Annotated in this window: 12 protein-coding genes; 4 read left to right on the top strand and 8 right to left on the bottom strand. The window is 60.7% G+C overall.

The window, feature by feature from the left end; genetic code table 11:
- Positions 1–110: 110 nt before the first annotated feature.
- From ACA060_RS02255 to glnE, 8 genes are all read right to left on the bottom strand, one after another.
- Positions 111–1,562, bottom strand: a complete 1,452-nt coding sequence (locus tag ACA060_RS02255; protein ID WP_497315145.1) for a lipopolysaccharide kinase InaA family protein — start codon at positions 1,560–1,562, stop codon at positions 111–113.
- Entirely contained in the window at positions 1,562–2,314 is a 753-nt protein-coding gene (locus ACA060_RS02250; protein WP_109627659.1) for a lipopolysaccharide kinase InaA family protein, read from the bottom strand. The genes ACA060_RS02255 and ACA060_RS02250 overlap by 1 nt, the downstream gene beginning before the upstream one ends.
- Positions 2,311–3,045, bottom strand: a complete 735-nt coding sequence (locus ACA060_RS02245) for a lipopolysaccharide kinase InaA family protein (RefSeq protein WP_497315143.1) — start codon at positions 3,043–3,045, stop codon at positions 2,311–2,313. Before ACA060_RS02245 ends, ACA060_RS02250 begins: the two co-directional genes overlap by 4 nt.
- Positions 3,045–3,851, bottom strand: coding sequence for a lipopolysaccharide core heptose(I) kinase RfaP (gene rfaP, locus ACA060_RS02240; RefSeq protein WP_497315141.1), 807 nt, complete (start codon positions 3,849–3,851; stop codon positions 3,045–3,047). Before rfaP ends, ACA060_RS02245 begins: the two co-directional genes overlap by 1 nt.
- A complete protein-coding gene (locus ACA060_RS02235; protein ID WP_497315139.1) occupies positions 3,851–4,972 on the bottom strand; it encodes a glycosyltransferase family 4 protein in 1,122 nt (373 codons plus the stop codon). The genes rfaP and ACA060_RS02235 overlap by 1 nt, the downstream gene beginning before the upstream one ends.
- Complete coding sequence (waaC, locus tag ACA060_RS02230; protein WP_109627655.1) at positions 4,972–6,033, bottom strand: lipopolysaccharide heptosyltransferase I; 1,062 nt, start codon at positions 6,031–6,033, stop codon at positions 4,972–4,974. The genes ACA060_RS02235 and waaC overlap by 1 nt, the downstream gene beginning before the upstream one ends.
- A 1-nt stretch (position 6,034) precedes the next feature.
- The gene (waaF, locus tag ACA060_RS02225; protein WP_497315137.1) at positions 6,035–7,069 is read right to left on the bottom strand and encodes a lipopolysaccharide heptosyltransferase II; all 1,035 of its coding nucleotides are present in this window, start codon (positions 7,067–7,069) and stop codon (positions 6,035–6,037) included.
- A gap of 307 nt (positions 7,070–7,376) precedes the next feature.
- On the bottom strand, positions 7,377–10,316 hold the full coding sequence (gene glnE, locus ACA060_RS02220) for a bifunctional [glutamate--ammonia ligase]-adenylyl-L-tyrosine phosphorylase/[glutamate--ammonia-ligase] adenylyltransferase (RefSeq protein WP_497315135.1): 2,940 nt from the start codon (positions 10,314–10,316) through the stop codon (positions 7,377–7,379).
- Positions 10,317–10,700: 384 nt separating this feature from the next.
- Between glnE and aceE the strand changes: the two genes are divergently transcribed.
- The 4 genes from aceE to ACA060_RS02200 all read left to right on the top strand — a co-directional run bounded on the left by aceE (position 10,701) and on the right by ACA060_RS02200 (position 19,862).
- The gene (aceE, locus tag ACA060_RS02215; protein ID WP_109627652.1) at positions 10,701–13,346 is read left to right on the top strand and encodes a pyruvate dehydrogenase (acetyl-transferring), homodimeric type; all 2,646 of its coding nucleotides are present in this window, start codon (positions 10,701–10,703) and stop codon (positions 13,344–13,346) included.
- A gap of 11 nt (positions 13,347–13,357) precedes the next feature.
- A complete protein-coding gene (gene aceF / locus ACA060_RS02210) occupies positions 13,358–15,313 on the top strand; it encodes a dihydrolipoyllysine-residue acetyltransferase (RefSeq protein WP_497315133.1) in 1,956 nt (651 codons plus the stop codon).
- Positions 15,314–15,582: 269 nt separating this feature from the next.
- Complete coding sequence (locus tag ACA060_RS02205) at positions 15,583–16,977, top strand: alkaline phosphatase D family protein (protein WP_497315131.1); 1,395 nt, start codon at positions 15,583–15,585, stop codon at positions 16,975–16,977.
- Between the two features lie 191 nt (positions 16,978–17,168).
- Entirely contained in the window at positions 17,169–19,862 is a 2,694-nt protein-coding gene (locus ACA060_RS02200) for a putative bifunctional diguanylate cyclase/phosphodiesterase (protein ID WP_497315129.1), read from the top strand.
- Positions 19,863–20,061: the final 199 nt, after the last annotated feature.

Raw genomic sequence — 20,061 nt, 5'->3', positions numbered from 1 at the left:
CATCGCGAGCAGGCTCGCTCCTACAGGGGCCTGTGTTGAACACATATTTTGTGTACGACGGAGAACCACTGTGGGAGCGAGCCTGCTCGCGATAGGGTCGAAGACCCGATTCAGCCAGCGCCAGAGATGTCTTTGGGCAGACGCTGGTCAATGACCTGATACAGCGCGCTGCTCTCAGGCCAGTTACGCATGAACCGCGCCCGATCCCGTGCATACGCCGGGGCAAAGCTGCCCACAGTGCCATGCTGGCACATCGAATCCAGATCGATCAGCGCCCAGCGATCCTGCTGCCAGAACAGGTTATGGCCCTTGAAATCCCCATGACTGATGCGCTCGCGAATCAGCTCGGCAAACAAATGATCCAGCGCCACCAGCTCGGCCTCGGGCGCATCCCCCCTTTCAACGTACGGCGCAAAGCGTTCGATGATGTCCGGCCCCGGCAGATACTCGGTGATCAAGTACGCCCGGCTGCGCAACCAGAGAAAGCGCTTCTCCAGCAACGCCAGCGGTTTTGGCGTGGCGATACCGAGAAATTCCAGGCGATTGCCTTCGCGCCACGAGTGCCAGGCACGACTCGGGCGCCAGAAGCGTTTGAGCCAGTGCGCAAAGCCTTTGATGTTGTAGCGCTTGATCACCAGCGTCCGACCATCAACCTCGACTTTTCCTACGCTCGCCGCGCCGCCGGTCTTATACAGATGGCCCTGGTCGAGCAAGGCATCGGCCTGTTCCAGCACCGGCAGCATCGCTGCTTCTTCCTCGCGACGAATAGCCCGCAGGCCAAACGCCCCGCGCTGAACGCTGAACAACGTGCATTCACGGCCCGCCTTGATCAGGTAGTCCTTCAAGCGCCAGCTGCGAACCTTGTCGATCTGCTTCTGCAACGCTTCCATCGGCAACGCGTGTTCACCATTGCTCAGCAGGTAATACACCAGCAACTCTTCGGTGAACGGCTCCAGCGACTTGGGCAACTGGGCGAAAAATACGCCGAGGTTTTCCAGGACTTTCTGCCGTGACAGCGGCTGGCCCGGGGTTTCAGCACAGACGCCGCCGCCATCGATCAGGTACAACCGGCCTCGCTGACGCAAGAGATTGTCCAGATGCAGGTCTTCCTGCCAGAGCCCCTTGCGATGCATTTGGCCAATGGCGCCTAACGCCTCGGCCAGCACGGCACCTTGCATATCCGCCAGCACCGGCAGATGTTCGACTTTTTTCCAGGTATCCCCCAGGCTCTCGGCGCCTTCGAGGAAATCGAACAGCAGCCAGCCGCCCTCGCCCTCGTTCAAACCGTCCGCCAGCAGCTGTGGCGTGGTCAGGCCTTGATCGGCGAGCAAACGCACGCCGTACCGCTCACGCTGAAAATGCCGCGCCGCTTTGCTGCCGACCAACAACTTGGCCAGCACCGGACGGCCGCGCCATACGCCTGCACCAACGTAACGCTGCCCCGGCAACACGCGCAGCAGACTCAGCAGCTGCAACTCGGCGGGACCGGCGGCATCGGCCAGCGAAATGCTCAGCGGCAGGCTCGGGCTGCGACCGGCGTTTTTCAGTTCAGACAAGCGCATCAGCGCGTCTCCTTGCGACTGCGTCGCGCGGTCAGGCGCGAAACCCAACTGTCCACCAGCGAACTGTCCCGTGGCTGATCCACGTAGACCGCCAGCAATTCGCGCAACTGCGCTTCGGTCCACTCCGGCGCACGACGCAGCAACGGTTCCAGATCCTTGATCCGGTCACGCTGACCGAACAGCAACGGCCGGGTTTTTTCCAGGTCGATCAACTGCGCCTGATAACCGTCGCCCGTGGCCTGCAGAAAAATGTGTTTGGGGTAGAAACACCCGTGAAGCTGGCGCACGCCGTGCAGGCGCCGCGCCAGTTCGCCACAGGCTTTCATAATGGCCACGTGCTGCGCTTCGCTCAGGTCCGACCAGCGCTGCAACAGCGAATCCAGGTCATCCCAACCGTCCAGCGCACGGGTCAGCAGAACCGCCCGCACTTCCCCGTCGACTTTGCGCTCACCAAAAAACGCCGCCTGCAGCGCCGGTATGCCCAGCTTCTGATAACGACTGATGTTACGAAACTCGCGGGCAAAACTCGGCTCGCCGAACGGCGCATGGAAGGTGCGCGTCAGGTAGTTGCTCTGGCGCTTGAGGTAGTAGCCATGACCTTCCAGATCCAGCCGAAACACGCTGCTCCAGCCACCACCGACGGTGTTGGGCTCATCCACTGCGTCGAGCTGCTTGGCCCACAGTGCGTCGAACGTGCCGAGGCCATGACGCTCAAGCAGCGCACGGTCTTCAGCGGCCAGGAAATCAGTCATTCGCGTCCCTCGAAAAATCTCACCACGTGCCGGATGCGTTTCTTGTCGTCGGCATTCAGCCGGTCACGCTGGCGGTATTGCAGGTAAAAGCGCAGGCGCTGGGTCGCCGACAGGTGATATTTCGCCACTTTGTCGAGGCAGGCCAGGTCCTTCGTAATCCTGTACTTGAGCCAGAAGCCGCGCCAGAAATCGCCGTTGGGGCAATCGATCAGGAACAGCTTGGCGTCATCGTCGATCAGCAGGTTGCGCCACTTCAAATCGTTATGGGTGAACCGGTTGTCGTGCATGGTCCGGGTGTAACCGGCCAGCTGACGACTGACGGTATCGACCCAGACGCGGTCCGCCAGCTTCGGATCGTGACGGTCGGCGAGGGCCGACAAGTCTTCGGTGTTGGGCAGTTCACGGGTGATCATCGCGCCACGGGCATACGCCGCGCCACGCCGCTCCAGGCCCCAGGCAACCACTTCAGCGGTCGGAATGCCCCACTTGGCGAAGCGCTTGAGGTTCTGCCATTCAGCCTTGACCCGTGGTTTGCCCAAGTAACGGCGCAGACCTTTGCCGGCGCCGCTGTAGCGCTTGACGTAGTAATTGACGCCGTTGCGATTGACCCGGATAACCTCGGACAGCGGGTCACGGGTCAGGCGTTCGCCCTGAAGCGCAAACACCGCTTCCAGGCTGCCAAAATCTTCCGCCAGATCGCTGTAATCAGGTTCCAGCTTCCAACCGGGCATCAGAGCGCATCCCCGTATCGCTGTTTACGGTCGTAGAGTTTGTTGGCCTTGCCTTCGAGCCAGGCAAGCAATCCAGCTTCCTCGCCCAGAATCTGGCGCAGCGGCTGCTGGAAGTAGCCCTTCAGGAAGCGCAGCTTGTCGCGCCTGGTCAGGCCGATGTCCAGTGCCGAAAAGTACAGCGCCGCCAGATCCTTGTTGCGCCAGCGCTGAGTGATCGCCGGGCGGGTCTGGGCGCGGTGCAGGTCGATCACCGAGAGCTTGAAGTCATCAGCCGTCACCGGTTTGTCGGTGTGCAGCAGGAAGTGGCAGATGTAGCAGTCGCGGTGGTTGACCCCCGCGCGGTGCATCATGCCGGTCATGCGTGCGACTTCGGCGATCAGCGCGCGCTTGAGTCTGGGCTCGGGCGGGTTCTTGATCCAGTCGATGCTGAAGTCTTCGAGGCTGACGGTGGGCGCCAGTTCTTCGGTGACGATAAACGAGTGCTGATCCGCCGGGTTGCTGCCCTTCTCGCCATAAGCCACGGCGGTCATGGTGGGCACGCCGACTTCTTTCAAGCGTTGAATGGCTTTCCATTCCTGCCCCGCGCCGAGCACCGGCAGTTTGGCGGTCAGCAGATTCTTGAAAATCTCACCCCAGCCGATGCCGCGGTGGATTTTCACAAAAAAACCATTGCCGTTCACTTCAGTGCGCAAGGTCCGGCGCGCTTCCAGCTCACGGTAAACCTCGCCCTGCAAGCCTTCGACTTCGGTGAACGCATCGCGTCCGGCCCAAAGGCTCTTGAACGGTTCAGCCAGCATCAACTTCATTAAGCGTGCTCCGCCAGAATCACATCGGCCGCGTGCTGCGGCATGCTGTAGAGGTCGGCCGTCTCAGCGAAGGCCAGACCGTTGCGGCTCCAGGCCGCCCGTGCTTGAGTGTCGTTCAACATGCCGGTCAGGTACTGGGTCAGTTGCGCCTGATCGAATGGCTCGTCCAGCACCAGCCCGGCGTCGGCCTCGGCGATGTAATGGGCGTAACCACAGACCGCGCTCACCAGCACCGGCAACCCGGCCACCAGGGCTTCGAGCAATACGGTCCCGGTGTTTTCGTTGTACGCCGGGTGGATCAACAGGTCGGCACCGAGCAGGAAACGCGGGATATCGCTGCGGCCCTTGAGGAACGTCACGTTGTCGCCGAGCCCTAAAGTGACGCTCTGCATCTGGAATAATTTGGGGTCATCCTGGCCAATTACAAACAGCCTGGTGCGTTTCTTCAGATCAGCGGGCAATGCGGCCAGCGCCTTGAGGCTGCGATCGACACCCTTGGTCTTGAACCCGGAGCCGATCTGCACCAGCAGCAATTCATCGTCTTTAAGGTTGAACTCGCGACGGAATTCAGCGCGAATCCCGGCAGCATTGGCCGGCGCGCGACGGTCTTGGGAAATACCCGGCGGGAGCAAATGAAAGCGTTCCAGCGGCGTGTCGTAATGCTTGATGAACAGCGGCTGCTGGACTTCGGAGATCATCAGTATTTCAGTCTTGGCGTCCTTGGCGAACACCGCGCGCTCGTACTCGGCGAAGTGCCGGTAGCGGCCCCAGCGACGGTACAGCGAGTTGCGCAGGTTCTGCGCCTTGTCTTCGAAACAGCCGTCGGCGGCGTAGTAAACGTCGAGGCCCGGCATCTTGTTGAAACCGATCAGACGGTCCACGGGACGCTTGGCCAGGTCCGCTTCCATCCACTCGCTGAGCTTCTCGTTGCGCCGATGGTTGAAGAACGCCTTGACCGGCGCCACCAGCACTTCGAAACCCGGCGGGACATCGCCTTCCCAGATCAGCGTGTAGACGCGAATCTGATGGCCGCGCTGCTGACATTCCAGGGCGATGCGCATGAAATCGCGCTGCAAGCCCCCGAACGGAAAGTACTTGTACAAGACGAATGCCAATTGCATCAGCGCAGCTCCTCAGCCAGTAACAACGTGCTCAGTCGGGTCGCGACACGCTCGGGATTCAGACGCGTGAAGCACAGGGGCCACTCGCGTTTCAGGTCGAACTGACGGGCATCTTCGGCCGTCGGTTGATAGGTGCATTTCTTTTGCAGGCACGGTGCGCAGGGGAAATCGCTGGCGATGTGAATCTGCGCCTTGCCGTAGGCACCGGTCAGGCCTGGATTGGTCGGGCCGAACAGCGACAGGGTCGGTACGTCGAGCGCGGCGGCCAAGTGACCGAGGCCTGTGTCGACTGCCACGCAGGCCTGAGCGCCGGCCAATACTTTGCCAACACCGGCCAGGTTCAGTTTGGGCAGCACTTCGACATGCCGGAACCCGGCAGCGATGCGTTCGGCCCGGGCCTTCTCGACCGGATTGCCCCACGGCAGCTTCACGGCGACGCCGAGATAGCCAACGCGCTCGGCCAGTTCGCGCCAATAGGCTTCCGGCCAGTGTTTGGTGTCCCATGTGGTGCCGTGCAGAAACAGCACGTAAGGATTCTTGCGCGGCAGTTCCACCAGGCGTTCGACGTTCAGGCCGTAATCGCCCAGGCCTTTGGGCAGGTCATAGCCCAGCGCCAGGGCGAACAATTGACGTACTCGCTCGACCGCGTGTTGTCCACGGCCCACGGCCAGGCGACGGGAATAGAAACGTGCGGCGATGGGTTCGCGCGCCGAGTCCTTGTCGAGTCCTGCGACCGGTGCTTTGACATAGCGCGTCAGCCAGGCGCTTTTCAGCAGGCCCTGAGCGTCGATCACCAGATCGTATGGGGTGGCGCGAACGCTTTGCTTGAAGCGCTTCCACTCGCCACTCTTGATCGTTTGCCAAAGGTTCTTGCGCCAGCGACGGATGGCCACCGGAATCACCTTGCCCACGGCCGGGTGCCAGGTCGGGATTTCGGCAAAGCCTTCTTCCACCACCCAGTCGAACGTGATGCCGGGGATCGCCCGCGCCGCGTCGGTCAACGCCGGCAACGCGTGAATCACGTCGCCCAGCGAAGAAGTCTTGATCAGCAGAACGCGCAAACTATTTGACCTCGACCACAGTGCCCTGCAACCGCTGCAAGGCTTCGTTCACCGCTTGCGGCATGAGCTGGCGCAGGCAGTTGTAATGACCGAAACGGCAAGTGCGATCGAAGCACGGGCTGCAGTCGAGGCCCAGGCGTACGATTTCGACGTGCTCGGCCAGAGGTGGCGTGAACCCCGGAGATGTCGAGCCGTAGACCGCTACCAACGGACGGTTCAACGCCGCGGCGACGTGCATCAGGCCGGAGTCGTTGGACACCACCGAATCGGCGCAGGACATCAAGTCGATGGCTTCCGCCAGGGAAGTGCCACCGCTGAGGTTCACCGACTCTTCACGCAAACCGGGAATCAGCCGCGCGCGGATGTCTTCGCCGACCGCGTGATCGTTTTTCGAGCCGAACAACCAGACTTGCCAGCCCTCGCGGATCTTCGCTTCGGCGACCTTGGCGTAATGCTCGGACGGCCAGCGCTTGGATTCGCCGAACTCGGCACCGGGGCACAGGGCCAACACCGGACGGTCGAGGGTCAGGCCGAACTTGGCCAGTGCCGCCTCGCGGGTGACCGGATCGATCTGCAGGCTCGGTCGTGGATACGGCTTTGGCAGTTCGGCATCGCGCTCATAAGCCAGCGCCATGAAGCGCTCGATCATCAGCGGATAACGATCTTTATCCAGCGTGCGCACGTCATTGAGCAGGCCGTAGCGGAACTCGCCACGCCAGCCGGTGCGTTTCGGGATACCGGCGAAGAACGGCACCAGCGCCGACTTCAAGGAGTTTGGCAGCAGGATCGCCTGGTCGTACTGGCCGGCCAGGGATTTGCCGATGCGCCGACGCGTCGCCAGCTCGAGGGCGCCGTGACCGAGCGGAAAGCTCAAGGCCTGACGGACTTCGGGCATGCGCTCCAGGATCGGCCGGCTCCACTCGGGGGCCAGGACGTCGATTTCGCATTGCGGGTGGCGTTGCTTGAGACACTGAAACAGTGTCTGCGCCATCACCATGTCACCGACCCAACTGGGCCCAACGATCAGAATTTTCATGTGGTTTCCATAAACGAACCGGGGAGGCATACGCCTCCCCGCCTCGAGAATCCAGCACCCGCAGCCTTGGCTGTCAGGTCATTTGGACGAGCCGGTTGGGGCTCATCGGATCAATTTCATACACATCAATATCAATCAGCATAAAACTCTGTGGCGAGGGAGCTTGCTCCCGCCGGGCTGCGAAGCAGCCCCAAAACCTGCTACTGAATTTCATCTGGCAAACCGCGCCGACTGGGTTACGACTGCTTCGCAGCCGAGCGGGAGCAAGCTCCCTCGCCACAAAAGCCCGCCACGTCCCGAGTCAGCTTCAGCTTAGCCCCAACTCTTTCCAGATCCGCAATACCTGCCGGCGCTCATCTACAAACTGGTCACCCGGTATCACCCCGGCGTCCTTCTGCAAGGCCTGCCGGTGCGCGGCGGAGCGGTAGGCTTTGTAGGCCTCGCGCAACAGGCTGGCGTCTTCGGCGGGCATCAGCCCTTCGTGTTCCAGCTCTTCCAGAATGCGGATGTTGTCTGTCCAGCGCAGCAATGGCGGGTGTGTTTCGGACCACGCCAGGGCCGCGTATTGCACCATAAATTCAATATCGACGATACCTCCGGCGTCCTGCTTGAGATCGAACGGCGCCGTGGCCTCGAAGGCATTTGCCGCGGTGCCGGCCGCGGTGCTCTTGCTGCCAAGGTTATCGCGCATCTTGGCGCGCATCTCGCTCACCTCCTGGCGCAAAGTCGCCAGGTCCCGTGGTTTGCCCAATATCGCCGCGCGGACCTTCTCGAACGCCAGGCCAACATCTTTGCTGCCCACCAGCACCCGCGCCCGTACCAGCGCCTGATGTTCCCAGGTCCAGGCTTCGTTCTCCTGATACCGGGCAAACGCCCCGACCGAGCTCACCAGCAACCCCGAGGCACCGGAAGGTCGCAGACGCATATCGACTTCATACAACTGACCGGAGTTGGTCTGGGTGGTAATCAAATGAATGATCCGCTGCCCCAACCGGGTGAAAAATTGCGCGCCGTCGATGGGTTTCGCCCCGTCAGTCTCGGCCTGCGGATCGCCGTCATGGATGAAAACCAGGTCCAGGTCCGAACCATGCCCCAATTCCAGCCCGCCGACTTTCCCATAACCGACAATGATGAAGCCCGGATCGCACAAGGTGCCGTCGGTGCGCAGTGGCGTGCCGTATTTGGCCACGGTTTGGCGCCAGGCCAGCGCCAGCACTTGTTCGAGGATCGCTTCAGCGAGCCAGGTCAGGTAATCGCTGACTTTCATCAACGGCAGGCTGCCGGCGATTTCCGAGGCAGCGACCCGCAACCGGTGCGCCAGTTTGAAGTGACGCAGGGCTTCCATTTGCTGTTCGAGGTCGTCTTCGGGAATCCGCGTCAGGCGCTCGCGCAACTCGGCGGCCAACTCCGGCGCCATGGGCGGCTTGAACAACCGGCCTTCGTTGAGCAATTCGTCGAGCAGCAGCGGGAAGCGGGTGATTTGCTCAGCGATCCACGGACTTGCCGCGCATAACGTCAGTAAACGCCGCAGCGCGCCGGGGTTCTCGGTCAGCAACACCAGATACGCCGAGCGACGGGCCACCGCTTCCACCAGCGGTAGCACGCGTTCCAGCACCAGATCCGGATTGGCATGCTCGACCGCCTGAGCCAGCAACCGCGGAATGAACGCATCGAGGCGCTCGCGCCCCAAGCGTTGCATCGCGCGCAATTGCGGGCTGTTGCGCAAACCGGCCAACGCCTTCAAGGCCTTGGTGGCATCGGCAAAACCGCCCTCCTCCAACTGGCGGCAAGCGGCCTCTTCATCCTGGGCTTCTTCCCAAAGCGGCAGCCATTCACCGCCGACCACCACTTCGCTTTCGGTGCCTTCCTCTTCATCGGGGTCGGCGATCACCTGACCAAAGTGCCAGGCCACGCGGCCGCGCCAATACATCAGCTGCTCATGGAAAGCCTCCCAGTCAGCGAAGCCCAACATAAAGGCAATGCGCGCCTGATCCTGGGCGCCGTCCGGCAGCATCTGGGTCTGGCGGTCGGCAATCGCCTGGATCGCGTGCTCGGTGTAACGCAGGAATTCGTAGCCTTCGCGCAGTTCGCTGACCACCGCCGGCGGCAAATACCCCTGACCTTCCAGGGTGCTCAGCACTTTTAATAGAGGACGTTGCTGCAGGCTCAAGTCGCGACCGCCGTGGATCAGCTGAAACGCCTGGGCGATAAATTCAACTTCGCGAATGCCGCCCGACCCAAGCTTGATGTTGTCGGCCATGCCCTTGCGCCGCACTTCCTGCTGGATCAGTTGCTTCATGGTGCGCAGCGCTTCGATCGCCGAGAAATCGAGGTAACGTCGGTAAACGAACGGGCGCAGCATTTCTTGCAGTTGCGCGCCGGCCACTTGATCGCCGGCCACCACCCGCGACTTGATCATCGCGTAGCGCTCCCAGTCGCGGCCCTGGTCCTGGTAATACTGTTCAAGCGCGTTGAAGCTCAGCACCAGCGCGCCGGCAGAGCCGTAAGGCCGCAGGCGCATGTCGACGCGGAACACAAAACCGTCGACGGTCATCGGGTCCAGTGCCTTGATCAGGCGCTGGCCGAGGCGAATGAAAAATTCCTGGTTATCCAGCGAGCGTTTCACCCCGACGGTTTCGCCGCCCTCGGGGTAGGCGAAGATCAGGTCGATGTCCGACGACAGGTTGAGTTCCACGGCGCCGAGTTTGCCCATGCCGAGGATGACCATTTGCTGCGGCTCGCCACTGCGCCGGCCGGTCGGCACACCGAACTGCTGGCAATGCCGCGCGTACAACCACTGATAGGCCTGATCGATGCTCGCATCGGCCATGTCCGAGAGGTCGCGGCAGGTCTGGATCAGGTCGGCCTGGCGAGTCAGGTCACGCCAGATGATCCGCACTTGATGACGGGTGCGCTGACGGCGCAGGACACGACCTAGCTCGTCTTCGGTTTCAGCCGCATTCACCGCCGCCGCGATCTGTCCGCACAGCTCGCCGGGCGCAAAGCTGCGGTCCAGTTCGCCGGACTGCACCAGCGTCAGCAACATCAAAGGGTCACGCACACACTGTTCGGTCACGAAGTCGCTGGCGGCGGTGACGCGGGCGAATTGCGCCCAGCGCTCAGGCGTCCAGGCAGACAGGCCATGGTCGTTTTCCAGTTCGGCCACGGCGGTGCGGAACGACTGCTCGGCACGGGTGACAAACGGCAGGAGAATGCCGGGCAGTTCGGCAAGCACAGGGAGGCTCATGGTCTATCCTTGATCGGCGTGTAGAGGGCGGCATGTAGTGAATTTTCAAATCGCACTACGTGATCGACTGTCGAACAAAGGTTAGAAATAGCTGAAATTTCTTTGTTTTTGGCAGACAGCATCAAGCTTTCACCTTTTTCGGTTGGCAAAAGACCAACCTTAACGATTATTCTCACAACGCAGCCGGAGGCCACAAGCCGCTCATCTGTAGTTTTACTACTCGTATATACATCCAGATAGCTGAAATGCCCGATGATTTGTAGTAAAACTACACGCCGCCGGAACCTACCACTCGGCAATCCAAGAATTTATATCGTCTGCCCACAAGGCCAGTCGCAAACTCAGGCAACCGATTCTGGAAGCCTTTCCGCCCTGGAGCAAGCCATGCAAGACCTCGATCCCGTCGAAACCCAGGAATGGCTGGACGCCCTGGAATCGGTTCTCGACAAAGAAGGCGAAGACCGCGCTCACTATCTGATGACCCGTATGGGTGAACTCGCAACCCGCAGCGGTTCGCAGTTGCCTTATGCCATCACAACGCCATACCGCAACACCATTCCCGTAACCCACGAAGCACGCATGCCTGGCGACCTGTTCATGGAACGCCGCATTCGCTCGTTGGTGCGCTGGAACGCGATGGCCATGGTGATGCGTACGAACCTGAAAGATTCTGACCTGGGCGGTCACATCTCCAGCTTCGCCTCCAGCGCCACCCTGTACGACATCGGCTTCAACTATTTCTTCCAGGCCCCGACCGACGAACACGGCGGCGACCTGATCTACTTCCAGGGCCACACCTCGCCAGGCGTTTATGCCCGCGCGTTCATGGAAGGCCGCATCACCGAAGACCAGATGAACAACTTCCGCCAGGAAGTCGACGGTCAGGGCCTCTCGTCCTATCCGCACCCTTGGCTGATGCCTGATTTCTGGCAGTTCCCGACCGTATCCATGGGTCTGGGCCCGATCCAGGCGATCTACCAGGCACGCTTCATGAAGTACCTGGAAGCCCGTGGCTTCATCCCTGAAGGCAAGCAGAAAGTCTGGTGCTTCCTGGGCGACGGCGAGTGCGACGAGCCGGAATCCCTGGGCGCGATCTCGCTGGCTGGCCGCGAGAAGCTCGACAACCTGATCTTCGTCATCAACTGCAACCTGCAGCGCCTCGACGGCCCGGTTCGCGGCAATGGCAAGATCATCCAGGAACTCGAAGGCGTGTTCCGCGGTGCTCAGTGGAACGTGACCAAAGTCATCTGGGGCCGTTTCTGGGACCCACTGCTGGCCAAAGACGTCGACGGTATCCTGCAACGTCGCATGGACGAAGTCATCGACGGCGAGTACCAGAACTACAAAGCCAAAGACGGCGCGTTCGTGCGTGAACACTTCTTCAACTCGCCAGAACTCAAGGCGATGGTTGCTGATCTGTCCGACGACGAGATCTGGAAACTCAACCGTGGCGGCCACGACCCGTACAAGGTCTACGCGGCGTACCACGAAGCGGTCAACCACAAAGAACAACCAACCGTCATCCTGGCCAAGACCATCAAGGGTTATGGCACCGGTGCCGGCGAAGCGAAGAACACCGCGCACAACACCAAGAAGGTTGATGTTGAAAGCCTGAAGCTGTTCCGCGACCGTTTCGATATTCCTGTGCGCGACGAAGAGCTGGAAAACCTGCCGTTCTTCAAGCCAGAACCAAACAGCGCCGAAGCCCGCTACCTGAGCGAGCGCCGCACTGCACTGGGCGGTTTCGTGCCACAGCGCCGCGCGCAAAGTTTCAGCGTGCCGACTCCGTCCCTCGATACCCTCAAGGCCATTCTTGATGGTTCGGGCGACCGTGAAATCTCCACCACCATGGCCTTCGTGCGGATCCTCGCGCAGCTGGTCAAGGACAAGGAAATCGGCCCGCGCATCGTTCCGATCATCCCGGACGAAGCCCGTACTTTCGGTATGGAAGGCATGTTCCGCCAGTTGGGCATCTACTCGTCCGTCGGCCAGCTCTACGAGCCAGTCGATAAAGACCAGGTGATGTTCTACAAGGAAGACAAGAAGGGCCAGATCCTCGAAGAAGGCATCAACGAAGCGGGCGCCATGAGCTCCTTCATCGCTGCCGGTACTTCGTACTCCAGCCACAACCAGCCAATGCTGCCGTTCTACATTTTCTACTCGATGTTCGGCTTCCAGCGTATCGGCGACCTGGCCTGGGCTGCCGGCGACAGCCGTACCCGTGGCTTCCTGATCGGCGGCACCGCAGGCCGGACCACGCTGAACGGCGAAGGCCTGCAACACGAAGACGGTCACAGCCACATCCTGGCTGGTACCATCCCGAACTGCCGCACCTTTGATCCAACCTACGGCTACGAGCTGGCGGTGATCATTCAGGACGGCATGAAGAAGATGACCGAAGAACAGCAGGACATCTTCTATTACATCACCGTGATGAACGAGTCCTATCAGCAGCCAGCCATGCCGGCCGGTGTCGAGGAAGGCATCGTCAAGGGCATGTACCTGCTCGAGGAAGACACCCGCGAAGCGGCGCACCACGTACAGCTGATGGGCTCCGGCACCATCCTGCGTGAAGTCCGTGAAGCGGCGAAGATTCTGCGTGAAGAGTTCAACGTTGCCGCCGACGTCTGGAGCGTTACCAGCTTCAACGAACTGCGTCGCGATGGCCTGGCCGTCGAGCGCACCAACCGTCTGCACCCGGGCCAGAAGCCTAAACTGAGCTATGTCGAAGAGTGCCTGAACGGCCGTAAAGGTCCGGTCATCGCGTCTACCGACTACATGAAGCTGTTCGCTGAGCAAATTCGTCAGTGGGTCCCGTCCAAGGAATTCAAAGTCCTGGGCACCGACGGTTTCGGCCGCAGTGACAGCCGCAAGAAGCTGCGTCACTTCTTCGAAGTCGACCGTCATTTCGTGGTGTTGGCAGCCCTGGAAGCCTTGGCTGACCGTGGTGATATCGAACCTAAGGTGGTGTCTGAAGCCATCGCCAAGTTCGGGATCAACCCGGAAAAACGCAACCCACTGGACTGCTGAGGAGACACTCTGTGAGCGAACTCATTCGCGTACCTGACATCGGCAGCGGTGAAGGTGAAGTAATTGAACTGTTTGTGAAGGTCGGCGACCGTATCGAAGCCGAACAGAGCATCCTGACGCTGGAATCGGACAAGGCGAGCATGGAAGTCCCTGCTCCCAAGGCCGGCATCGTCAAAAGCCTGAAAGTGAAGCTGGGCGATCGCCTGAAAGAAGGCGACGAACTGCTGGAGCTGGAAGTCGAAGGAGCCGCTGATGCGGCCCCTGCGGCTGCACCGGCTGCCAAAGCTGAAGAGAAACCGGCTGCCGCTCCTGCCGCCGCTGCTCCAGCGCCAGCCGCCGCACCTGCTGCCGCTTCGGTTCAGCAAGTGCACGTGCCGGATATCGGTTCGGCGGGCAAGGCCCAGATCATCGAGATCCAGGTCAAGGTCGGCGACACCGTCGAGGCTGATCAGTCGCTGATCACCCTGGAATCCGACAAGGCGAGCATGGAAATCCCATCGCCTGCCGCTGGCGTGGTCAAGGCCATCAGCGTCAAGCTCAACGACGAAGTCGGCACCGGCGACCTGATCCTGGACCTGGAAGTGGCGGGTGCTGCGGCCCCTGCTGCGGCCGCGCCAGCTCAAGCCGCTGCGCCTGTTGCTGCTCCGGCACCTGCCGCTGCAGCCCCGGCTGCACCGGTTGCCGACAGTGTTCAAGACATTCATGTCCCGGACATCGGTTCGTCGGGCAAGGCCAAGATCATCGAAGTGCTGGTCAAGGCAGGCGACACCGTCACTGCCGACCAGTCGCTGATCACCCTGGAATCCGACAAGGCGAGCATGGAAATTCCATCGCCTGCCGCTGGCGTGGTGGAAAGCGTTTCCATCAAGCTGGATGACGAAGTCGGTACCGGCGACCTGATCCTGAAGCTGAAAGTCAAAGGGGCTGCTCCGGCCGCTGCTCCAGCTCCAGCCGCTGCTGCTGCACCGAGCGCTCCTGCTCCGGCCGCCGCGGCGCCTGCTGCTCCGGCACCTGCCGCACCTGCCGCTGCACCGGCCAAGCCGGGCGCCAAGGTTCACGCTGGCCCGGCTGTACGCCAACTGGCTCGCGAGTTCGGCGTCGAGCTGAACGCCGTCGGCGCCAGTGGCCCGCACGGTCGCATCCTGAAAGAAGACGTGCAGGTTTACGTCAAAGCCATGATGCAGAAGGCCAAGGAAGCACCGGCCGCCGCAGCTGGCGTAACCGGCGGCGCCGGCATTCCGCCGATTCCGGTCGTGGACTTCAGCCGCTTCGGTGAAACCGAAGAAGTGCCGATGACTCGCCTGATGCAGATCGGCGCGTCGAGCCTGCATCGCAGTTGGCTGAACATTCCGCACGTGACTCAGTTCGATTCGGCTGATATCACCGACCTGGAAGCGTTCCGTGTTGCTCAGAAAGCCGTTGCAGAGAAGGCCGGCGTCAAGCTGACCATCCTGCCGCTGCTGCTCAAGTCCTGCGCGCACCTGCTCAAGGAACTGCCGGACTTCAACAGTTCGCTGGCACCCAGCGGCAAGGCGATCATTCGCAAGAAGTACGTGAACATCGGCTTCGCCGTCGACACCCCTGAAGGCCTGCTGGTACCGGTCATCAAGAACGTCGACCAGAAGAGCCTGTTGCAACTGGCAGCCGAAGCCGCTGCGCTGGCCGCCAAGGCCCGCGACAAGAAGCTCACCGCTGACGACATGCAAGGCGCCTGCTTCACCATTTCCAGCCTCGGCCACATTGGCGGCACCGGCTTCACGCCGATCGTCAACGCGCCGGAAGTGGCGATCCTCGGTGTTTCCAAGGCAACCATCCAGCCAGTCTGGGATGGCAAAGCCTTCCAGCCGAAACTGATGCTGCCGCTGTCGCTGTCCTACGATCACCGCGTGATCAACGGCGCCGCTGCTGCACGCTTCACCCAGCGTCTGAGCAGCCTGCTGGCGGACATCCGCACCATCTTGCTGTAACACCGGCCGGCCCTCCTTCACCGGAGGGCCTGTCGCGTTCCTCGTTTTCCGAGCGCCACGCTCGTACCTCAACCCCGCCAATTTGGCGGGGCTTTTTTTGCCTTGAATAAAGTAATTTCCTACAGTCGTGGCTTACATCACCCACAACTCACGGCGACTTTCGCTCGATATTTTTTGCTATTTAATAACTAGGCTTAGTTCGACGGAGTTTTCTTATACACACTGAAAACCTCATTGCTTAGTTAGCGTTATTTCGAACGGATTCGAACATGTTTAAACCGACTGTCGGCCCTATTATTGGCCACACTACAACTAACCACGTACGTATTTTCCTGCGCGGCGAACTTCAAGAAAATTCATTGGTATTTGCCGGCGTTCGTTATCGGCACATTGGAGAAGAGCGTTGGTCGCAAGGCGTCTTTACCAAACTGTCTATCTTGCGTGACATGTCCGATGTGATTGCACTGAAAAACCTCGCCACCGACACCGTGTACGAATACCAGGCCGGATGGTTCAGTCCCATGAGCCCGGTGCATACCGTGGAAACCGTCCAGGAACTGCCGCTGCAATGGCCACGAGAGACTTATCGCTTTCGCACCCGGTCCAGCAAAGCCGGCATTGCGCGAGCGTACATTGTCGGTTCATGCCGCTATCTGCGCCTGACAGCGGGTGTGGCCATCGCCCCCCAGGCCGGCGACCGGATTTTTGCCGCGATCACCGAACTCGCGCAGCGGGCGGAACCACCCATCAGCGCGATGCTGATGACGGGCGATCAAATCTACGTGGATGACTTGAACGTCATTGCGCCCGACCGGGAATACAAGGAAATACTCAGCAAGTATCGCGCGGCCTTTTCTCAGCCGAATATCACCAGATTAATGTCCAATATTTCGACTTATATGATCCTCGACGACCATGAAATAGAAGACAACTGGCCTGCCAACGAGAGCAAGGCCGATGCTTATTTATATAAGAACGCCATGGCAGCCTATGAGATATATCAGGCCAGCCACAGCCCGGCGCATACCTTATTAGCCAATGGACAATTAAGCCCAAAGCTTGAACGGTATTGGTATCAGTTCGCCGAGGGCGATATTGAATGGTTTGTCACCGACAGCCGGACCCGTCGCAATCTGTCGCCCGATGATCGACGCATCCTCGACGAAGATCAGGAACAGGCGCTGTGTAAATGGCTGATCCACAGCCCGGCCCGGGTCAAGTTCGTGGTTACCAGCGTGATGTTCTACCCCGACCGCAAACTCAACGGGGATGACGCCTGGAAAGCCTTCCCGGAACAACGCCTACGGCTGCTGGAGACGATTCGTACGCATCGCATCAAGAACGTCATCTTCGTTTCCGGCGATGTCCACGGCTCTCTGACCAGCCGACTGACCCACAGCGAGGATCCGGACTTCGAAGTACACACCATCGTGTCGTCACCCCTGTGCAACAGCAAACTGCTGCCGTATGCCTCCGCATCAGCCTTCATTCTCGATCAGGCACTGGCACGAACCGCTGCGGGAGACTATCGACATGAATTGACCAGCGAGGTGGTCAGCGAAGACAACTTCGCCCATCTGGTGGTGGATCGGGAGCAGATTCAGGTCAATTACCACGACCGCAATGGAAAGCGCCTGCAATCGATCAGCATCCCGTTGCGCTAAGGCACTGAGGCCAAATGCATTAGTTTTCGGCTCTTGCTGGAGAAATCTTCGCCCCTGCCGACATATTCTTATAGCACTTGGCCTTCATGTCTCTTGTCAGTCAGTGTCGCAATGATGCAACCTTGCCGCAGGCAACAGTAAAGAGGGCGAGAGCCCGGCGCGATCAGCACATTCGAAGCGAGTTTCCCTCAATGAAAAGCCAACCCGATGCCGCCAGCCGTATGGTGGCCGAGGTAGTGACGCAATTGCCTGTGCCCTCGCGGCTCGGCATGCTGCGTTTCGAACGGCTGAATGAAGCTAGCTGGGCACTGCTGTTTCTCGATCCCAATTGCGAACGACAGTTTGGTCTGCCGGCCGTGGAGCTTTGTGCCCTGGTCGACTCACCTTACGCCAGCCTGATGGAGCCCGAAGCGCGCTATCAGCTGCACGACGCGATTCAGCAGCAACTCAGCGACGGCCCGCATTACCTGATCCGCTACAAGCTGCACACCGCCAAGGGCTCCCTGAGCCTGCTCGAGCTCGGCGAAGCCTACCGCCAACACAATCGACACCTGCTGCGCGGCTACCTGATGGTCGTGGACGGCTTGTTCGAGGGTGAACCGCTGCTGCCGTCGCTGGACCTGGAAACGCAGAACTCGCGCCTGCAAATCGCCTTGGAGCTCAATCAGCGCGCCCAGCTGGAACAACTGCAGCACCTGGACCGGGTGCGCGCCCAGCAAGACTTGATTCTGCTGCTGACCCGCCAGCGCTACAGCACCAACAATTCCCTGCAAGAAGCCGCCGAACTGATCACCCGTAGCGCGTGCGATATCTACGAAATCGATTGCGCCAGCCTGTGGAACCTCGAAGGCTCGCTGCTGGTGCCGATCTCGGCCTATCACCGCGCCTCCGGGGATTACCAACTGCCGGACCCGATCGACGTCAGCGGCTTCCCCGATTACCTCGACGCCTTGCACAGCAGCCGCGCCATCGACGCCCACAACGCCATGCGCGACCCACGCACCCGGGAAATGGCCGAGAGCCTGCGCCCGCGCGATGTGAACGCGATGCTCGACGCCAGTATTCGTGTCGACGGCCAGGTGGTCGGCGTGCTGTGCCTGGAACAGACCGGCGCGACTCGCGCCTGGCAGTCGGATGAAATCGCCTTCGCTGGCGAGTTGGCCGATCAGTTCGCTCAGGTCATCAACAATCACAACCGCCGCACCGCCACCAGTGCCCTGCATTTGTTCCAGCGTGCGGTCGAGCAAAGCGCCAACGCCTTTTTGCTGGTCAATTGCGATGGCGTGGTGGAATACGTCAACCCGAGCTTCACGGCGATCACCCAGTACACCACCGAAGAAGTCCACGGCCAGCGCCTGTCGGAACTGCCGGCACTGGAAAACCTCAGCGAGCTGCTGTTCGACGCGCCCTCGGCGCTGGCCAAGAGCAACAGTTGGCAGGGCGAGTTCAAGAGCCGCCGTAAAAACCTCGAACCCTACTGGGGCCAGTTGTCGATTTCCAAGGTCTACGGCGACAACCGTGAGCTGACGCATTACATCGGCATCTACGAAGACATCACCCAGACCAAGCTCGCCCAGCAGCGCATCGAGCGCCTGGCCTACACCGACAACCTGACCAACCTTGGCAACCGCCCGGCGTTCATCCGCAACCTCGACGAGCGCTTCGCCCGAGACAGCGATACGCCGATCAGCCTGTTGCTGGTGGACATCGACAACTTCAAGCGCATCAACGACAGCCTCGGCCACCAGACCGGCGACAAACTGCTGATCAGCCTGGCCCGGCGCCTGCGCAACAGCCTGAGCCCGAGCGGCAGCCTGGCGCGGTTCGCCAGTAACGAATTCGCCGTGTTGCTGGACAACACCGACCTCGCAATGGGCCAGCACGTCGCCAACCAATTGCTGGCGACCCTCGACAAGCCGATGTTCGTCGACAACCAGTTGATCAGCGTCACCGGCTCCGTCGGCCTGGCCTGCGCGCCGCTGCACGGTCGCGATCCACAGACCCTGATGCGCAACGCCGGCCTGGCGCTGCACAAGGCCAAGGCCAACGGCAAACACCAGGTCCAGGTGTTCACCGAAGCGCTGAACGCCGAGGCCAGTTACAAGCTGTTCGTCGAGAACAACCTGCGCCGCGCCCTGACCCAGAACGAGCTGGACGTGTTCTACCAGCCCAAGCTGTGCCTGCGCAGCGGTCGCCTGCTGGGCATGGAAGCGCTGCTGCGCTGGAACCATCCGGAAAAAGGCATGATCCGCCCGGACCAGTTCATCAGCGTTGCCGAAGAAACCGGCTTGATCATCCCCATCGGCAAATGGATCGCCCGCCAGGCCTGCCGCATGAGCAAAGACCTGACCGCCGCCGGCCTGGGCAATCTTCAGGTGGCGATCAACTTGTCGCCCAAGCAGTTCTCCGACCCGGACCTGGTGGCCTCCATCGCCAACATCCTCAAGGAAGAAGCGCTGCCGGGGAACCTGCTGGAGCTGGAGCTGACCGAAGGCCTGTTGCTCGAAGCCACCGAAGACACCCACTTGCAGCTCGACCAGCTCAAGCGCCTGGGCCTGACCCTGGCCATGGACGACTTCGGCACCGGTTATTCGTCGCTCAGTTACCTGAAAAAATTCCCGATCGACATCATCAAGATCGATCGCAGCTTCATCCACGAAATCCCGGACAACCAGGACGACATGGAAATCACCTCCGCAGTGATCGCCATGGCCCACAACCTGAAACTCAAGGTCGTGGCGGAAGGCATCGAGACGGCCGAGCAGCTTGCGTTCTTGCGTCGTCACCGCTGCGACGTTGGCCAGGGCTATCTGTTCGACCGCCCTATCCCGGGATCCGAGCTGATCGAAAAGCTCAAGCGCTACCCGCGCGGCCCGCTCATCTGAGCACACCGCAAAATCCCCTGTGAAATACCCGCAATCCCTGTGGCGAGGGGGCTTGCCCCCGTTTGAGTGCGCAGCACTCACAAAATCTTTGGTACCTCAGAGATTTTGGGGCAGCTTCGCCGCCCAACGGGGGCAAGCCCCCTCGCCACAGGTTCGCTCCCACAGGGGTAGTGCGTAACCGGCCGGCATTGGGCAAACT

The sequence above is a fragment of the Pseudomonas sp. LBUM1671 genome (genome assembly GCF_059695685.1).
This window is presented reverse-complemented; position numbering and strand designations above follow the sequence as displayed.

Bases quoted from the DNA above. Each gene is read 5' to 3' on its own strand.
- ACA060_RS02255 (WP_497315145.1), bottom strand. From the start codon at position 1,562: ATGCGCTTGTCTGAACTGAAAAACGCCGGTCGCAGCCCGAGCCTGCCG.
- ACA060_RS02250 (WP_109627659.1), bottom strand. From the start codon at position 2,314: ATGACTGATTTCCTGGCCGCTGAAGACCGTGCGCTGCTTGAGCGTCAT.
- ACA060_RS02245 (WP_497315143.1), bottom strand. From the start codon at position 3,045: ATGCCCGGTTGGAAGCTGGAACCTGATTACAGCGATCTGGCGGAAGAT.
- rfaP (WP_497315141.1), bottom strand. From the start codon at position 3,851: ATGAAGTTGATGCTGGCTGAACCGTTCAAGAGCCTTTGGGCCGGACGC.
- ACA060_RS02235 (WP_497315139.1), bottom strand. From the start codon at position 4,972: ATGCAATTGGCATTCGTCTTGTACAAGTACTTTCCGTTCGGGGGCTTG.
- waaF (WP_497315137.1), bottom strand. From the start codon at position 7,069: ATGAAAATTCTGATCGTTGGGCCCAGTTGGGTCGGTGACATGGTGATG.
- glnE (WP_497315135.1), bottom strand. From the start codon at position 10,316: ATGAGCCTCCCTGTGCTTGCCGAACTGCCCGGCATTCTCCTGCCGTTT.
- aceE (WP_109627652.1), top strand. From the start codon at position 10,701: ATGCAAGACCTCGATCCCGTCGAAACCCAGGAATGGCTGGACGCCCTG.
- ACA060_RS02205 (WP_497315131.1), top strand. From the start codon at position 15,583: ATGTTTAAACCGACTGTCGGCCCTATTATTGGCCACACTACAACTAAC.
- ACA060_RS02200 (WP_497315129.1), top strand. From the start codon at position 17,169: ATGAAAAGCCAACCCGATGCCGCCAGCCGTATGGTGGCCGAGGTAGTG.